Annotated in this window: 13 protein-coding genes; 8 read left to right on the top strand and 5 right to left on the bottom strand. The window is 72.3% G+C overall.

What is annotated here, in order from left to right:
* Positions 1-280 precede the first annotated feature (280 nt).
* Together VC184_RS03550 and VC184_RS03555 are read right to left on the bottom strand one after the other, a co-directional pair.
* Positions 281-2,332, bottom strand: a complete 2,052-nt coding sequence (locus tag VC184_RS03550; RefSeq protein ID WP_274178465.1) for a YhgE/Pip family protein — start codon at positions 2,330-2,332, stop codon at positions 281-283.
* The gene (locus tag VC184_RS03555; RefSeq protein ID WP_274178466.1) at positions 2,329-5,154 is read right to left on the bottom strand and encodes an MMPL family transporter; all 2,826 of its coding nucleotides are present in this window, start codon (positions 5,152-5,154) and stop codon (positions 2,329-2,331) included. The genes VC184_RS03550 and VC184_RS03555 overlap by 4 nt, the downstream gene beginning before the upstream one ends.
* Positions 5,155-5,279: 125 nt before the next feature.
* Between VC184_RS03555 and VC184_RS03560 the strand changes: the two genes are divergently transcribed.
* On the top strand, positions 5,280-5,897 hold the full coding sequence (locus tag VC184_RS03560) for a TetR/AcrR family transcriptional regulator (protein WP_274178467.1): 618 nt from the start codon (positions 5,280-5,282) through the stop codon (positions 5,895-5,897).
* Between the two features lie 18 nt (positions 5,898-5,915).
* Here the strand turns inward: VC184_RS03560 and VC184_RS03565 are convergent, their stop codons facing one another.
* Positions 5,916-6,905 carry an o-succinylbenzoate synthase gene (locus VC184_RS03565; RefSeq protein WP_274178547.1) on the bottom strand — a complete coding sequence of 330 codons (990 nt, stop codon included), beginning with the start codon at positions 6,903-6,905 and terminating at the stop codon, positions 5,916-5,918.
* A gap of 47 nt (positions 6,906-6,952) precedes the next feature.
* Between VC184_RS03565 and VC184_RS03570 the strand changes: the two genes are divergently transcribed.
* From VC184_RS03570 to VC184_RS03580, 3 genes are read left to right on the top strand one after another with little or no spacing between them, the layout of a single operon-like run.
* Positions 6,953-7,852 carry a 1,4-dihydroxy-2-naphthoyl-CoA synthase gene (locus tag VC184_RS03570; RefSeq protein ID WP_274178468.1) on the top strand — a complete coding sequence of 300 codons (900 nt, stop codon included), beginning with the start codon at positions 6,953-6,955 and terminating at the stop codon, positions 7,850-7,852.
* A 17-nt stretch (positions 7,853-7,869) separates the two neighbouring features.
* Positions 7,870-9,030: an AMP-binding protein gene (locus VC184_RS03575; RefSeq protein ID WP_274178469.1), complete on the top strand. Its 1,161-nt coding sequence runs from the start codon at positions 7,870-7,872 to the stop codon at positions 9,028-9,030.
* Between the two features lie 11 nt (positions 9,031-9,041).
* Positions 9,042-10,010, top strand: coding sequence for a 1,4-dihydroxy-2-naphthoate polyprenyltransferase (locus tag VC184_RS03580; RefSeq protein ID WP_323987304.1), 969 nt, complete (start codon positions 9,042-9,044; stop codon positions 10,008-10,010).
* 18 nt (positions 10,011-10,028) lie between these two features.
* Here the strand turns inward: VC184_RS03580 and VC184_RS03585 are convergent, their stop codons facing one another.
* Entirely contained in the window at positions 10,029-10,289 is a 261-nt protein-coding gene (locus tag VC184_RS03585) for a DUF4229 domain-containing protein (RefSeq protein WP_112616729.1), read from the bottom strand.
* Between the two features lie 53 nt (positions 10,290-10,342).
* Between VC184_RS03585 and VC184_RS03590 the strand changes: the two genes are divergently transcribed.
* Positions 10,343-10,747, top strand: a complete 405-nt coding sequence (locus tag VC184_RS03590) for a PLD nuclease N-terminal domain-containing protein (RefSeq protein WP_274178470.1) — start codon at positions 10,343-10,345, stop codon at positions 10,745-10,747.
* A 1-nt stretch (position 10,748) separates the two neighbouring features.
* Positions 10,749-12,560 carry a 2-succinyl-5-enolpyruvyl-6-hydroxy-3-cyclohexene-1-carboxylic-acid synthase gene (gene menD / locus VC184_RS03595; protein ID WP_323987308.1) on the top strand — a complete coding sequence of 604 codons (1,812 nt, stop codon included), beginning with the start codon at positions 10,749-10,751 and terminating at the stop codon, positions 12,558-12,560.
* 34 nt (positions 12,561-12,594) lie between these two features.
* Here menD and VC184_RS03600 read toward each other — a convergent pair whose 3' ends face one another.
* Complete coding sequence (locus tag VC184_RS03600; protein WP_323987309.1) at positions 12,595-13,887, bottom strand: isochorismate synthase; 1,293 nt, start codon at positions 13,885-13,887, stop codon at positions 12,595-12,597.
* Between the two features lie 25 nt (positions 13,888-13,912).
* Between VC184_RS03600 and VC184_RS03605 the strand changes: the two genes are divergently transcribed.
* The gene (locus tag VC184_RS03605) at positions 13,913-14,455 is read left to right on the top strand and encodes a DUF402 domain-containing protein (protein ID WP_323987706.1); all 543 of its coding nucleotides are present in this window, start codon (positions 13,913-13,915) and stop codon (positions 14,453-14,455) included.
* Positions 14,456-14,627: 172 nt separating this feature from the next.
* Entirely contained in the window at positions 14,628-15,308 is a 681-nt protein-coding gene (locus tag VC184_RS03610) for a class I SAM-dependent methyltransferase (protein ID WP_282502546.1), read from the top strand.
* Positions 15,309-15,321 lie beyond the last annotated feature (13 nt).

Genomic DNA, 15,321 nt, shown 5'->3' on the forward strand with positions numbered 1-15,321 from the left:
TGCGGGGCGTCGGCTCGGTTGGCAGCATGTGTCCATTCCCGTCGCGGGAGGGGGCGCGAACTGCCAGCTGGGAGTCGCCTGTGGTGCGCGGCGTCGCTTCGGTTGGCAGTAGCTGCCCGTTCTCGTCGCTGGAGGGGGCGTGAACTGCCCACTCAACCTTGCCGGGGTGCGGGGCGTCGGCTCGGTTGGCAGCATGTGCCCATTCCCGTCGCGCGTGGGGGCGTGAACTGCCAACTCACTCGCTCCGCCCCGCCTCACGAGAAGGCGGGGCGAACGCGTGTCAGACGGCGGCGGGGCGCAGCACCGCGCGCACCGAGGTCGTGCGCGCCCGGGCCGTGACGATGACCGTGACCACGAGTGAGATCGCCGTCCACACGAGCAGCCCCGCAACCGCGGCTCCGGCACCTCCGGCCGAGGTGAGCACCGCGAGCAGGCCCTGGTAGGCGGATGCCGTCGGCAGCAGCCCCGCGATCTGCGACAGCACTCCGGGCACGGTCGAGACGACTCCCGTGGCGACCGCCAGCACGGCGACACCGGCCGCGACCCATCGGCCCGCTCCGCCGAGCAGCGCGACGAGGGCCTGGTTCACGGCGGCGAAGGCGACACCCGCCAGGGCGGAGAGTCCGGCGAACGCGGCCCACGTCCACGGGTCGTACGACGCCGCGAGCTGCACGACCACCGCGACCAGGACGCCCTGCACGAGCCCGACCACCGCGGCGGGGGCGAAGGCCCGCAGCGTCAGCAGGAACGACGGGCGACGTGAGGTCAGCGCGCCGCGGGGGACGGCCTGCAGCGCGACGAACGATCCGATCGCGCCGAGCCACAGGGCGAGGCCCGTGAGCAGCGGGATGGCCGAGGCACCGAACAGGTCGGACCCGAGGCCCTCTGCCTCGACGGGTGCGGCCACGACGCTCGCGAGGTCAGTCGCCTGCTGGTCAGTGTACGACGGCAGTGCCGCCGTTGCGGTGTCGAGGCCGTCGGCGAGGGTGCCCGTGCCGTCGGCGACGGTTCCGACGCCGGTGGCGAGGTCGGTTGCACCGCCCGCCAGCTCGCCGGCGCCGGAGGACAGCTGCGCGGCGCCGTCGGCGGCGGATCCGGCACCCGCGGCGAGGGCCGAGGCGCCGGAGGCCAGCTGGCCGCCTCCGGCTGCGAGAGCGTCGGCACCGTCGGCGAGCTCGGTCATGCCGTTCGCGAGCTGCGTCGCCGCACCGGCGGCCTGCTGCAGACCGGAGATCAGCTCGGGCGCGGAGGCCGCCAGTCCCGAGACCTGTCCGGCGATCTGACCGGACTGACCGATCGCACCGGTGACCTCGGGCAGGGCGCTCTGCGTGCGCGCGGAGACGGCGCGAAGGGCGTCGCAGACCTGCGCCGATCCACCGTCGGCCTCGCAGCTCGCCGCGACGGCCGCGAGCTCGTCGGCGGCCTGCGTCACGCCGGTCGCGATGCGGTCGGAGTTCTCGGCGAGGTATTGCGCTCCGGCAACGGCCTCGGCGGGGATCTCGGGAACGCTCAGCCCGCTCAGCGACTGCGACAGCTGGGTCGCGAACTCGTTGGTTCCGCCGGCGAGGGTGCGCGCGCCCTGCGCCCAGGTCGTCAGGCCCGTCTGGGTCGCCGCGGCCCCGTCGGAGAGCTGCGAGGCACCGGTCGCGAGCTGGCCGACCCCGTCCGAGAGGGTGCCCGCACCGCTGGCCAACTGGCCCGCACCGTCGGCGAGCTGCGTGGCGCCGTCGGCTGCCTGCCGCCCGCCGTCGGCGAGCTGTCGGGCGCCCGAGGCGGCATCTCCGAGCTGATCTCCCAGCGTCGTGAAGCCGAGGAACACGTTCTCGAGATAGACCGTCGAGAGCTGCGAGCCCATGAGCGAGGTGGCCGCCTGTGTGATCTGCGCCGTGATGGCGTCGTCGACGACGAGGCTGTCCGGGGCGGTGTCGACCCGGATGGTGGCCTTCTCGGGCGTGCCGCCCGGGGCGGTCGAGGTGGCCGCGGCCGAGAAGCCGCTCGGGATCGTGACGACGGCGTCGTAGGTGCCGTCGGCGAGCCCGGCCCGGGCGTCCTCGTCGTTCGAGATGACCCAGTCCAGGTTGCTCGGGACCTCGTCCGACCCGGCGACCAGACCGGCGGTCAGCTGCCGGCCGAGGGGCGCGAGCTGACCGTTGACCTCGACCGCCTGGTCGTCGTTGACGATCGCCGCCCGCATGTTGTCGAGGCGCTCGACGGGGTTGTAGAGCGCTGCGACCAAGACGCCGCCGATGAGGACGGGCAGCAGGATGACGCCCACGATCGTGAGCCAGGTGACGGGCTTGCGCGAGCGGGCGCGCTCGATGAACAGGGTCATGACGGGATCACCTCGGTGTTCGGGTGCGACGGTTCGGACGCGGATGTCGCGGATGCACCGCCGTGCAGGGGGAGGGTGTGGGGCGCCGGGCGATGGGCCTCAGCGAGGATGTCGAGCACGCCGAGCTCGCGCCGGACGATCGCCACGACGGTGAGGGCACCGGCCCCCGCGTGGCGTTCGTCGAGGTCGGATGCCGCATCGCGGAGCACCGCGGCGGCCTGATCGCGGTCAGCGCCGGCGAGGGCGTCGAGTCCGTCGACCACGACGATCGTCGCTCCGCCCGAGGTGGCGCGACGCAGCTCGGCCACCGGGTCGGTCGTGTCGTCGAGCAGCGCGAGGCCGACGTGCGAGCGGACCCACGGCGCCCGCTCGGGCAGCAGGTGCCCGCCGACGCGGAGCAGCCCCCCGTCGACGCGGAGCCGCCCGGAGACGGCGAGGGCGAAGGCGCGGCCGACGCGCGGATCGGGGTGGGAGACGACGAGCGACTCGCCGGGCTCGACCCGGAAGGTCGCGTCGGAGAAGACCGCCGCGTGGCCGTCGTCGTCGGCGTGGACGGCGACATCCTCTCCGACCAGGGCGGCGGAGGTGTTGCGCTCCGGCCACTCGCGCAGCGAGAGCTCGCGCTCGACGGCCTCGCCCTCGATGTCGAAGTGGGGGAGGACGCGGTCGAGCCAGCGCGGCATCCACCACGCCTTCTCACCGAGCAGCGCCATGACGGCCGGTACGAGCGTCATGCGGATGAGGAATGCGTCGACGGCGATGCCGACGGCGAGCCCCAGTGCGATCGGCTTGATCGACGAGTCGCCCTCGGGGACGAACGCGGCGAAGACGGCGAACATGATCACCGCCGCGGCCGTGACGACGCGCGCCGACGAGGTGAAACCGGAGCGGACGGCCCCGACGGCGGTGAGGCGATCCGCGCGGCCGCCCCGGTCGCGGCGGGCGTGGACGTAGTCCTCGCGCATCCGCGAGACGAGGAAGACCTCGTAGTCCATCGCGAGGCCGAACAGGACGCCCATGAGGATGATCGGCATGAAGCTGATCACGGGCCCCTCGCGGGTGACGTGCAGCAGGTCGGCGAACCAGCCCCACTCGAAGACGGCGGCGACGACGCCGAAGGCGGCGAGCACCGACAGCAGATATCCGAGCGCGGCCTTGATCGGCACCCAGATCGATCGGAACACGATCGTCAGCAGGATGAGCGAGAGCCCGACGACGAAGACACCGAAGGGCAGCAGGGCTTCGCCGAGCCGATCGGAGATGTCGATACCCACGGCGGTGAACCCGGTGACCTTGAGGTCGACACCGTACTCGTCGAGCAGGCGGTCGTGCTGTGCCCGCAACTCGCGCACGAGGTCGGCCGTCTCGGGGGAGTCGGGTGCGGTCTCGGGCACGATCTGCACGAGCCCGGTGTCGGCGGTCTCGTTGGGGGTGGCGAGCGCGACCTCCTTCACCCCGGGAATGGTGGCGATGTCATCGCCGATGTCCTGCATCAGGGTCAGCGGATCGTTCGAGGTGACGATCGTCCCGGTCATGATCAGCGGACCGTTCGCGCCGGGACCGAAGTGCTCGGCGGTGAGGTCGTACGCCTGCCGGGCCTCGCTCGAGGGCGGCTGCACCCCCGCGTTGGGGAGGGCAAGGGTCAGGCTCGCTGACGGGATCGCGACGACGCCGAGACCCGCGATGACCGCGATCGTGGTGACGAGCGGATGCCGCGTGACGCCGCGCACCCAGCGCTCCGAGAACGATCGACGGGGCGCGGCCGGTCGCTTCCGCGACCGCTTCGCTCGGCGGGGCCAACCGGCGACACGAGCTCCGGCGAAACCGAGGAGCGCGGGAGTGAGGGTGACGGCGACGACGACGGCAATCGCGACGGCAACGGCTGCAGCGATGCCCATCGTCGTGAGGAAGGGGATGCCGGCGAAGCTGAGCCCGATCAGTGCGATGAGCACCGTGATGCCCGCGAACGCGACGGACGATCCCGCGGTTCCGGTCGAACGGGCGGCGGACTCCTCCGGGTCCATGCCCGCACGCACCTGGTCCTGATGTCGGGCGGCGATGAAGAGCGAGTAGTCGATGCCGACGGCGAGGCCGAGCATGACCGACAGCAGCGGGGTCGTCGACGACACCGAGGCGAACTGCGTCGCCACGAAGATCATCGCCGTCGCGAGCGCGACCCCGATGAGAGCGCTGACGAGCGGGAACCACGAGACGGCGAATGAGCGGAACGTGACGATGAGGACGAACAGTGCCACCAGCACACCGATCACCTCGACGATCGACAGCGCCGGGATCGAGGTCGAGAACAGGTCACCGCCCAGCGCGATCTGCGTGCCGTCGGGCAGGTCCGCCCGCATCCGGTCGGCCACCGAGGTGAGCGCGTCCTTCGTCTCTGCGCTGACCGAGGTCGCCTCGCCGTCGAACTGCACGCGGACGATCGCGGCCCGGTCGTCCTCCGAGACCAGGCCGGAGACCGTCTGGTCGAACGGATCGGTCACGGCGAGGACGTCATCACCCAGGTCGCCGAACGCGGTCACGGTGTCGGCGATCTCGCCGGCGAACGGCTCGTCGCGCACGCTGTCTCCCTCGGGGGCGACGACGACGAGCTGCGCGCTCGTGCCGCTCGCCTGGGGGAACGTGCGGTTCAGCAACTCCAGCCCCTCCTGCGCCTCGGTCCCCGGGATCGAGAAGGAGTTGTCGGTGCCCTTGTTCAGCAGCGCCGCTCCGCCGCCGGCGATGACGAGGATCAGCAGCCACGAGACGAGGACCCGCCAGGGGTGACGGAACGACCAGCGTCCGAGGGTGAACAGGAGTGTGGACACGGGCGCTCCAGGTCTGATCGATCGTCACGGTTGTTCGATACAGCGCTGTATCCGATACACCAATGTATCCTAGGTTCATCACGCACCGGTCAGGCTGGACGATCGGTGTGAACGCGAGGAGCACCATGGACGCCGAGGCACGCACAGCCACCCGCAGTCGCGAGAACACGCGCGCCCGGCTGCTCGATGCCGCCGCCGAGGTCTTCGCCGAGGTCGGTCTCGACGCGGCATCCGTCGAGGCCGTCTGCGACCGTGCCGGATTCTCGCGCGGCGCCTTCTACTCGAACTTCGACTCTAAGGGCGAGCTCTTCCTCGCCCTGGTCGAGCGGTCCTCCAGCGAGAAGCTCGACCTGGTCGCCGACCGCGTACGCACCCTCGATCGCACCGCGGCGCCCGATCCGTCCCTGCTCGTTCCCCAGATCGTCGACGTCTCGCTCGGGGGCATGGAGCCCCGGCTGGTGTCGGAGCTGCGCACGCAGGCTCTGCGCGACGAACGGATGGCCGAGGCCTACCTTCGCCTGCAGGACGGCATCGTCGAGCGGGTGCGGGTGATCGTCGACGACATCCGGAAGGTCTACGAGCTGCGCTTCCGGCTGCCGATCACGGAGGTCGCGCAGCTCATGGTCGATCTCTCCGATGCAACGTGCGAGCGGGCGGCGGTCGAAGGGCTCGGCGAACCCGAGACGACGCGGCTGCTGCACGAGCGCATCGGGCAGCTCGCGACCGCGCTCCTCGACGCCTGAGGCCCGAGCGACCTGCGCTCAGCGCGCCTGTGCGAGCACCGCGTGGCAGCGCTCGAGCCGCTCGCGCCACCACCGCTGCCGCTCCGCGGACGGGGCGAGCGCGGCGACGGCATCCCGGTCGACCGTGACCCGTCCGGTCGCGAGCTCACCCGAGAGCGGACGCAGGGCGGGGGTCGCGACGTCGTCGACGAAGAGGGAGGCCGTTCCCAGGCCGCAGTCGAAGTCGAGGTCGGGCAGGGCCGCCGCCAGGGTGACCCCCATCGACAGGCCGACGCTCGTGTCGAGGGCGCTCGAGACCACCGCGGGTAGACCCGCCTCTGCCACCAGAGCGAGCGCACGCCGGACGCCGCCGAGCGGCTGCGCCTTGATGACGAGCAGATCGGCGGCACCGGCTCGCGCCACCGCGAGCGGGTCGTCGGCCTTGCGGACGCTCTCGTCGGCGGCGATGGGAATTCCCATGTAACGCACACGGCGGCGCAACTCGGCGAGCTCCTCGACGCTCGCGCACGGCTGCTCGACGTACTCCAGGTCGTACTCCGCCAGGGCGTGGAGCGCGTGCTCGGCCTCGTCGAGGTTCCACACGCCGTTCGCGTCGATCCGCACACGTCCCTCGGGGCCGAGCGCCTCGCGGACCGCCCGCACGCGGGCGACGTCGTCGGCGAGCACCTGGCCGCGCTCCGCGACCTTGACCTTGACCGTGCGGCATCCGTCGTACCGCGAGAGCACCTCGGCGACGCGCTCGGCCGCGACGGCCGGCACGGTGGCGTTCACGGCGACGCGCTCGCGGACCTGCGCGGGCATCGCGGTCCAGCCGAACTCGAGCGCGGCGGCCAGCCAGGTCGCGGCCTCACCGTCGTCGTACTCGGTGAACGGCGAGAACTCCGTCCAGCCCTCCGGCCCCTCGAGCAGCAGCGCCTCTCGCACGTCGACGCCGCGGAAACGCGTCGTCAGCGGCAGCGCCACGACGTGCGATCGGTCGAGCAGCTCGGCCAGGGAGGGGAGGGGCAGGGCGGGGTCCACGCGTTCATCCTCCCACCGCGGCATAGGCTGGCGGCATGGTCTCGGAACTGTTCGATCCCGCGGAATGGTCGCTCGCCCCCGGGGCGGACGCCTACACCGACATCACCGCTCACATCTCGACCGACGGGCGCATCGCGCGCATCGCGTTCGACCGTCCCGAGGTGCGCAACGCCTTCCGCCCGCACACGGTCGACGAGCTGTACCGCGCGCTCGACATCGCGCGCCAGGACCCGCGCATCGGCGTCGTGCTGCTCACCGGCAACGGTCCGAGCGCGAAGGACGGCGGCTGGGCGTTCTGCTCGGGCGGTGACCAGCGCATCCGTGGCCGCGACGGCTACAAGTACAGCGATGACGAGAGCGCGGTCGCCGATCCGGCCCGGGCCGGGCGCCTGCACATCCTCGAGGTGCAGCGCCTCATCCGGTTCATGCCGAAGGTCGTCATCGCCGTCATTCCGGGTTGGGCTGCGGGCGGCGGGCACTCCCTGCACATCGTGTGCGACCTCTCGATCGCCTCGGCCGAGCACGGCCGGTTCAAGCAGACCGACGCGGATGTCGGGTCGTTCGACGCCGGGTACGGCTCGGCGTACATGGCGCGGCAGGTCGGCCAGAAGATCGCCCGCGAGGTGTTCTTCCTCGCGGAGGAGTACTCCGCGCAGCGCGCCTACGAGATGGGCGCGGTCAATCGTGTCGTTCCGCACGCCGAGCTCGAGCGCGAGGCGATCGCGATGGCCCGCACGATCCTCGGCAAGTCGCCCACCGCGATCCGCATGCTGAAGTTCGCCTTCAATGCGATCGACGACGGAATGGTCGGCCAGCAGGTGTTCGCGGGCGAGGCGACGCGGCTCGCCTACGGCACCGACGAGGCCGTCGAGGGGCGTGACGCCTTCCTGCAGAAGCGCGACCCCGACTGGTCGCCCTACCCCTACCACTTCTGAGATGGCTCGCCTCTGACATGGCGGTCGACCTCGTCCCGGTCGCGTCGGAGCCCCGCGCGGTGCTCCGGGCCCTTCGGCAGACCCTCGACGGTGCCGGGCCGGCGCTCGCCCTCGGCGCGCCCGCCGGCACGAGCGCTCCGGCGCAGGCGCCGCCTGGAACCGTCGCCGTCGTCACGACGTCGGGGTCGACGGGGGTGCCCAAGAGCGTCGTGCTCAGCCGTTCGGCCCTCATCGCCAGCGCCGCGTCGACCGCGGCCCGCATCGGCGAAGGGCGCTGGCTCCTCGCCCTGTCGCCCGGGTACGTGGCGGGGCTGCAGGTGATGGTGCGCAGCCTCCTCGCGGGGCACCAGCCGGCCGTCCTCACGGGGTCGTTCTCGCCCGCCGCCTTCGCCGCGGTCACCGCGTCGACGCACTCGAGCGTCGGCGGGCAGCGTGCGGCGACGTTCACCTCGCTGGTACCCGCCCAGCTGGCCGATCTGCTCGATGCGGCCGAGACGAATGCCGCCGTCGCCGACGCCCTGCGGGCCTACGAGGCGATCCTGGTGGGCGGGCAGGCGCTCCCGGCGTCGCAGCGCGAGCGCGCCACGCGGTTGGGGGCGCGCATCGTGCGCACCTACGGCTCGACGGAGACCAGTGGCGGATGCGTCTACGACGGCGTCCCGCTCGACGGGGTAGGGGTGCGGATCGTGGCCGGCGAGGTGCAGCTCTCGGGCCCCATGCTCGCCGACGGCTACCTCGGCGAGCCCGACCGCACGGCGGCATCCTTCATCGTGGACGACGGTGTGCGCTGGTACCGCACCGGCGACGCGGGGGAGTTCGACGAGAACGTGCTGCGGGTGACCGGGCGCGTCGACAACGTCATCATCTCGGGTGGCGTCAACGTCTCGCTCGACCGCGTCGAGGCCGTCGTCCGGGAGCGACCCGGACTCGCGTCGGCCGTCGTCGTCGCGACGGCCGACGAGCGATGGGGGCAGGCGTCCGCCGTCGTCGTCGAGATCGCAGCGCTCGCCGAGATCGGTGCCGACGAGTCGGCTCTGCTGTCCGAGATCCGGGACACGGTCGGCGACCGGCTCGGCAAGCCGGCGCGCCCGGCACGGGTCGTCCCGGTCGAGCGCATGCCGGTGCTCGCGAGCGGAAAACCCGACCGTGCGGCGTTGCGTCGCATGCTCGCGATCTAGGATGATCCCTCGTGGCTCGCTCGTCTCGCTCCCCGAAGTCGTCTCGTCCCGCGCCGCGCGGCGGTAACCCCGCCAAGCGCGGCCTCGTCTCGGCTCCGCCGCCGCGGAAGGCGACGGCTCGCGACTGGATCGGCGCGGCGCGGCTGCGCACCCTGCCGCTCGCGATCACCCCGGTTCTCATCGGCACGGGGGCGGCGATGCTCGTCGACCGCGACCTGCACTGGGTCATCGCGCTGTGCTGCCTCGTGGTCGCGGTCGCACTGCAGATCGGCGTCAACTACGCCAACGACTACAGCGACGGCATCCGGGGCACGGACGATGTGCGCGTGGGTCCCGCGCGACTCACCGGCGGCAAGCTGGCGAAGCCCCGAACGGTGCTCATCGTCGCCCTCGGGTTCTTCGGTATCGCCGCCGTCGCCGGCATCGCGATCGTCGTGCGGACGGGGCACTGGTGGATGCTGCTGGTCGGGGCCGCCTGCGTCGTGGCGGCGTGGTTCTACACGGGTGGCAAGCGCCCGTACGGCTACGCGGGTCTCGGCGAGCTCTTCGTCTTCGTCTTCTTCGGCATTGTCGCGACCGTCGGCACGACCTTCGTCCAGGCCGGATTCGTTCCCCAGGAGAGCTGGTTCGGCGCGGTGGGCGCTGGGCTCCTCGCGTGCGCCGTGCTCCTGGCGAACAACCTGCGCGACATCGACCAGGACCGCATCGCAGGCAAGCGCACCCTGACGGTCCTGATCGGCCGGACGGCGACGCGCATCGTCTTCACCCTGTTCGTCCTGGCGCCGTTCGCGATCGCCGTGCTGCTCGCCCTGGTCTATCCGATCGCCTGGCTGAGCCTCTTCGCGCTGCTGCCGGCTCTGTCGGCGATCCTCATCGTCTGGACGTACCGCCAGCCGCGTGAACTGGTCGTCGCCCTCGCGCTGACCTCGTTGACGTCCGTCGCGTACGGCGCGTTCCTGTTCTGGGCCTTCGTCGGCTGAGGCCCGGAAGATCTGAGGTCAGGACGCGGCGTCTTCGGCCTCGGCGTCGGTCTGGGCGCCGGAGCGGCGGCGCGTGCGTCGTTCGGCGAGGCCCGAGGCGACATCGTCGAGCGGCCGGCGCAGGAAGATCATCGACAGGCTCAAGCCGATGAGGGCGGCGAAGATCGCTGAGAGCCAGTAGTACTCGCGCATGATGGGGAACAGCATCATGATGCCGAACGGGACCAGGAAGGCGAGGAGCCGCAGCACCGAGTAGACGACGGCCGAGCGGGCATTCATCCGGCCATTCTACGTCCGGGCCGAGGGGGTCGCCGGACGCCTAGGATGGGGGGATGGCGCGGCTCCTGCTCATCGGTGTGCTGCTGGCACTCGCCTTCTGGGTGTACAGCATCGTCGACTGCGCGCTGCAGGATGCGACCCGTCACCGCGGCGTCAGCAAGCCGGTCTGGATCCTCATCGTGGTCCTGCTGCCCGTGCTGGGCGGCATCCTCTGGTTCGTCGTCGGACGCGCCCGCCGCGCGAGCGCTCCCGTCCGCCGGGCCCCGGACGACGACCCCGACTTCCTCGGCAGCCTCGGGTCGGTGCGAGACCAGGACGAGCGCATCCGCCGTCTCGAGGAGGAGCTGGCGGCCCTCGACGCCGAGGCCGACGACCCTCGCGACGTTCCGCCCGCTTCCTCGTCGTCGAGCGATGACGACGCCGAAGGTCCGGCCGGCTCACGCGGCCCGCGCGCCTGAGATGAGCGGGGCCGAACACGCTCCGACGCCGGCGGATCGGGCGCCGGCGACCGACGCCGCCGCCGCACTGCTCGGTGCTCTCGTCGCCGGGGGAGTGCGCCACGTGGTCCTGAGCCCGGGATCGCGCTCCCAGGCGCTGGCGCTCGTGGCGGCGGAATTGGAGCGGCGGGGCCTCATCCGTCTGCACGTCCGCATCGACGAGCGCGTCGCCGGGTTCACCGCGCTCGGTATCGGACGTGACACCCGGATGCCGGCGGCTGTCGTATGCACGTCGGGAACGGCGGTCGCCAACCTGATGCCTGCCGTTCTCGAGGCGCACCACTCCGGCGTGCCGATGCTGCTGCTGACCGCCGACCGGCCGCCGGAGCTGCGCGGCATCGGGGCCAATCAGGCGACGCATCAGCCCGGGATGTTCTCGCGCTTCGTCCGGCTCGAGGTCGACGCCGTGACGCCGCAGGACATCGACGACGCCCCCACCGGGGCGCAGTCGGCGGAGATCGCCGTCCTGGCCGCCGACGCGCTCACCGCGGCGCTCGGCGACCGATCGCGGCCGGCCGGCCCCGTGCACCTGAACCTGCCGTATCGGAACCCGTTGTCGGGCGGCCTCCCGCCGTGGCTCATCGACGCGGACGCCGAGCCCGCGCCCGCCCCGGCCGCCCGCGGCGCCGAGCCGGGCGAAACAGTCGACGCCACAGTGTCGGGCGCGCACTATCAGGGCGGTGGGGGCATCGGCCAAGCCGAACCCCCGATGCCCCTCGAGCCGGTGGAGCTCACCCGCGGGCCGAACACGCTCGTCGTCGCGGGCGCGGATGCCGGTCCGGCGGCGGAGGATCTCGCTCACGCGGGAGGCTGGCCGCTCGTCGCCGAGATCGTCAGCGGTGCGCGGTTCGGGCGCAACCTCGTCCACGGTTACCGTGCGGTGCTCTCCCGCCCCGATCTCGCCGACGCCGTGGAACGGGTCGTCGTGTTCGGGCACCCGACGCTCAGCCGCGAGGTGGCCGCATTGCTTTCGCGACCGGAGGTCGAGGTCTGGGCCGTGCGCGGCCCGGGAGAGGACCTCAATCTCAACGGAACGACGACAGCGGTCGCCGCGGTGTCCGTTCCGCCCGGAGAGGCGGACCGGGCCTGGCTCGGCGCCTGGATGCGCGCATCGCGTGAGGAGGCCGTCGACCTGAGCCCCGCGGCGCCCGATGTCGACGGGCTCGCGTCGGCGGTGCCGCAGGAGCGACTCGGCGCGATCTCGGCGGAGATGGCCGTTCTCAAGGCTCCGCTCGACCGTGAGTCGCTCGTCGACGCCGTCTGGCGGGCGAGCTGGCCGCACGATCGTCTGCTGTTCGCCTCGTCGAGGCTCGTTCGCGTGGCCGACACGGTGCTCGGTGGCAAGAAAGTGCCCGTGCACGCCAATCGGGGGCTCGCGGGCATCGACGGCATCGTCGCCACCGGAATGGGTATCGCGGTCGCGAGCCAGGACGACGCACGGGCGGGCGTGACCCGCGTGCTCACCGGCGACCTGTCTCTGCTGCACGACGTCGGCGCGCTGCTGCTTCCCGGCACCGAGGACGAACCCCGGATCCAGGTCATCGTCGGCAACGACGGCGGGGGCACCATCTTCGACGGGCTCGAGGTCGCCGGCACCGCACCGCCGGAGGCCGCCGACCGGGTGCTCTTCACGCCGCATGAGGCGCGGCTCGAGCAGCTCGCGCTCGCGTACGGGTGGGAGTACCGCCGCGTGACGACGCGCTCCGCGCTCGACCAGGTGCTCACCTCGCCGGTCGGCGGACGTCAGCTCATCGAGGTCCCGCTCGCCCGCTGAGTCGCTCCGCCCGGTGTGCGGCCCGTGCGCCCGCTCAGGCCAGCGCGTCGATGATCGGCCGGAACTTCACGCGCGTCTCGAGCATCTCCGACTCGGGGTCGCTCGCGCCCACGATGCCCGCACCGGCGTAGGCGGTGAAGGGCATCGAGGCGCCGCCGTCGGCGCGGTCGCCGGGACGGAACTGCGCGCACCGCAGCGCGATGGCCCATTCGCCGTCGCCGTGCGCGTCGATCCATCCGACGGGTCCCGCGTACCGTCCCCGGCTGAAGGGCTCGAGGCGGCGGATCTCGTCGAGTGCGTTCGGGGTCGGTGTGCCGGCGACCGCCGCGGTGGGGTGCAGCACGGCGACGAGGTCGAGGGCGGAGGCATCCCCGGCGAGCTCGCCCTCGACGTCGGTCGCCAGGTGCCAGACGTTCGGCAGCTTGAGCATGAACGGCTGCTCGCCGGCGACGAGCGACGAGGTCGACGGGCGGAGTGCGTCGAGCACGCTGCGCACCGCATAGCCGTGCTCGTCGAGGTCCTTCGTGCTGGTGGCGAGGGACAGGGATGCCGCCGTGTCGGCGTCGGCGTCGGCCCCGCGTGCGATCGTCCCGGCGAGGACGCGCGCGGTGACGGTGCCGCCCGACACCGTCACGAGAGTCTCGGGGCTTGCACCGATCAGACCGTCGACCGCGAACGCCCACGTGTCGGGGTACGCCGACGACAGTGCGCGCACGAGGCGCCGGAGATCGGCATCCGCGGGAACGGTGCCGGCGAGATCACGCGCCAGGACGACCTTCTGCAGGTCGCCGTGGAGGATCGCGTCGACGCCCGCGCGCACGATCTCCTGGTAGCCGTCGGGTGTCAGCGCTCCGGGGCCGGTCGTCGCCGACCAGTGCAGGCCGAAGCCGGTCGCGGCGGGGAGGGCGGCATCCGGGTCGGAGCCGTCGGCGGTGATCGCGGTCACCCAGGCGCGTGACCCGCGGCGACCCACGACGAATCGAGGCACCGCGAAGTGCAGCGGCGGTGTCGTGGCGTCGGCGCGGTCGTCGGGGCGGGGATCGAACGGCAGAGCGCCGAACGCGAGGAGTCCCGATCCGGGCAATCCGACCGGATCGTCGATCTCGGCGGCGGCGACCGTTCTGCGCCACCAGTCGGCAGCTTCGCGTGGACCGGGGTTCGCGTCGGCTGAGTCGAAGGCCGCGGCAGTGCCGCGCGCCACGAGGATGTCGCCGCGTCGCGACCACACCGTCGGGTGCTGCGGGTCGGCGAACACCAGCAGCTCGTCGGGGGCCTCGACCTCGCGAGTGACCACGCGCAGCCGGGCGGCGGGCGCAGAATCGTTCACTCGACCAGCCTAGACTCGGCGCGTGATGCTCCGCCCCGTGCCGGGAACCCCGGTGACCTTCCGCTGGCGCAAGTGGAACGGCGGAACCCACTGGGTGCACGCCTGCACCTACCTCGGCAGCGACGAGCACGGCGACTGGTTCGGCCAGCGCCCCGGCGACCGCAGCAACCGGCCCGGACGCGACTTCGTCGCGACGCATCCGTGCGTGATGCTCCTGCCTCCGGTCGGCGAGTGGGTGCTGACGATGAACGCGCCGCCGCATCCCACCCGCGTGTACATCGACATCGCCTGGGACGCCCGGTGGGACGAGGGCGGCGAGCCCACGGCGATCGACATGGACCTGGATGTCGTCGACTCCGCCACCCGCGGCATCTGGATCGACGACCGCGACGAGTGGGACGAGCATCGCGTCGCCTACGGGTACCCGCGGGAGATCGTCGCCGAGCTCGAGGCCCTCGCCGTCGACCTCGAGGCGGCCGTCGCCGCGCACCGACCGCCCTTCGACGCTCCCACGGCCGCCCATTGGCTCGGCATCCTGGCATCCCTCCCCGCCCCCGCGGGCCCCTGACTCCCGTCCGCCCGCCGAGGTCCCACTCCGGCCGGGAAAGCCGCGTCCTTACCCGGCCGAAGTGGGACCTCGCGGGGCGGGGCTGAGCGGGCACAGCCGCGCCTAGACTCGGAGCGTGACCAGCGAGCCCAACCGCGCCGACCTCGGCAAGGACCCGTCGCGCGTGAGCGGCATGTTCGACCAGGTGGCCGGTGCCTACGACCGCACCAACGACGTCCTGAGCCTCGGCCAGGACCGCCTCTGGCGCATCGCGGCCACCCGCGCGATCGACCCGAAGCCGGGGGAGCGCATCCTCGACCTCGCCGCGGGAACGGGTGCGAGCTCGGTCTCGCTCGCCCGCAGCGGTGCCGAGGTCGTCGCCGCTGACTTCTCGCCCGGCATGATCGCCGAGGGCGTCCGCCGGTACGGAGCGCAGGCGCCGGGCGGCGGCATCCCGAATCTGTCGTTCGTCGAGGCGGATGCCACGAACCTGCCCTTCGAGGATGCCGAGTTCGACGTCGTCACGATCTCGTTCGGACTCCGCAACGTCAACGAGCCGAAGAAGGCGCTCGCCGAGATGCTGCGCGTCACCAAGCCCGGCGGCCGCCTGCTCATCAGCGAGTTCTCGCAGCCGCCCTCCCGGGCGTTCGCGGGGATCTACCGCTTCTACAACGACCGGGTGCTGCCGCTGGTCGCGCGCGCGGTGAGCTCCAACGCCGAGGCCTACGACTACCTCAACGAGTCGATCCGCGACTGGCCCGACCAGCGCACCCTCGCCGGGTGGATCCGCGAGGCCGGCTGGGACGAGGTCGCGCACCGCGATCTGTCCTTCGGCATCGTGGCGCTCCACCGCGCTGTCAAGCCCGCGGTCTGAACCGGCTCGCGCG

This window comes from Microbacterium plantarum, from assembly GCF_035231185.1.
GTDB lineage: Bacteria > Actinomycetota > Actinomycetes > Actinomycetales > Microbacteriaceae > Microbacterium > Microbacterium plantarum.

What these genes read in the sequence shown, in the direction of transcription:
- VC184_RS03570 (WP_274178468.1), top strand. Translation starts at nt 6,953, where the DNA reads ATGGTCTCGGAACTGTTCGATCCCGCGGAATGGTCGCTCGCCCCCGGG.
- VC184_RS03560 (WP_274178467.1), top strand. Translation starts at nt 5,280, where the DNA reads ATGGACGCCGAGGCACGCACAGCCACCCGCAGTCGCGAGAACACGCGC.
- VC184_RS03590 (WP_274178470.1), top strand. Translation starts at nt 10,343, where the DNA reads ATGGCGCGGCTCCTGCTCATCGGTGTGCTGCTGGCACTCGCCTTCTGG.
- VC184_RS03550 (WP_274178465.1), bottom strand. Translation starts at nt 2,332, where the DNA reads ATGACCCTGTTCATCGAGCGCGCCCGCTCGCGCAAGCCCGTCACCTGG.
- VC184_RS03575 (WP_274178469.1), top strand. Translation starts at nt 7,870, where the DNA reads ATGGCGGTCGACCTCGTCCCGGTCGCGTCGGAGCCCCGCGCGGTGCTC.
- VC184_RS03585 (WP_112616729.1), bottom strand. Translation starts at nt 10,289, where the DNA reads ATGAATGCCCGCTCGGCCGTCGTCTACTCGGTGCTGCGGCTCCTCGCC.
- VC184_RS03610 (WP_282502546.1), top strand. Translation starts at nt 14,628, where the DNA reads ATGTTCGACCAGGTGGCCGGTGCCTACGACCGCACCAACGACGTCCTG.
- menD (WP_323987308.1), top strand. Translation starts at nt 10,749, where the DNA reads ATGAGCGGGGCCGAACACGCTCCGACGCCGGCGGATCGGGCGCCGGCG.
- VC184_RS03605 (WP_323987706.1), top strand. Translation starts at nt 13,913, where the DNA reads ATGCTCCGCCCCGTGCCGGGAACCCCGGTGACCTTCCGCTGGCGCAAG.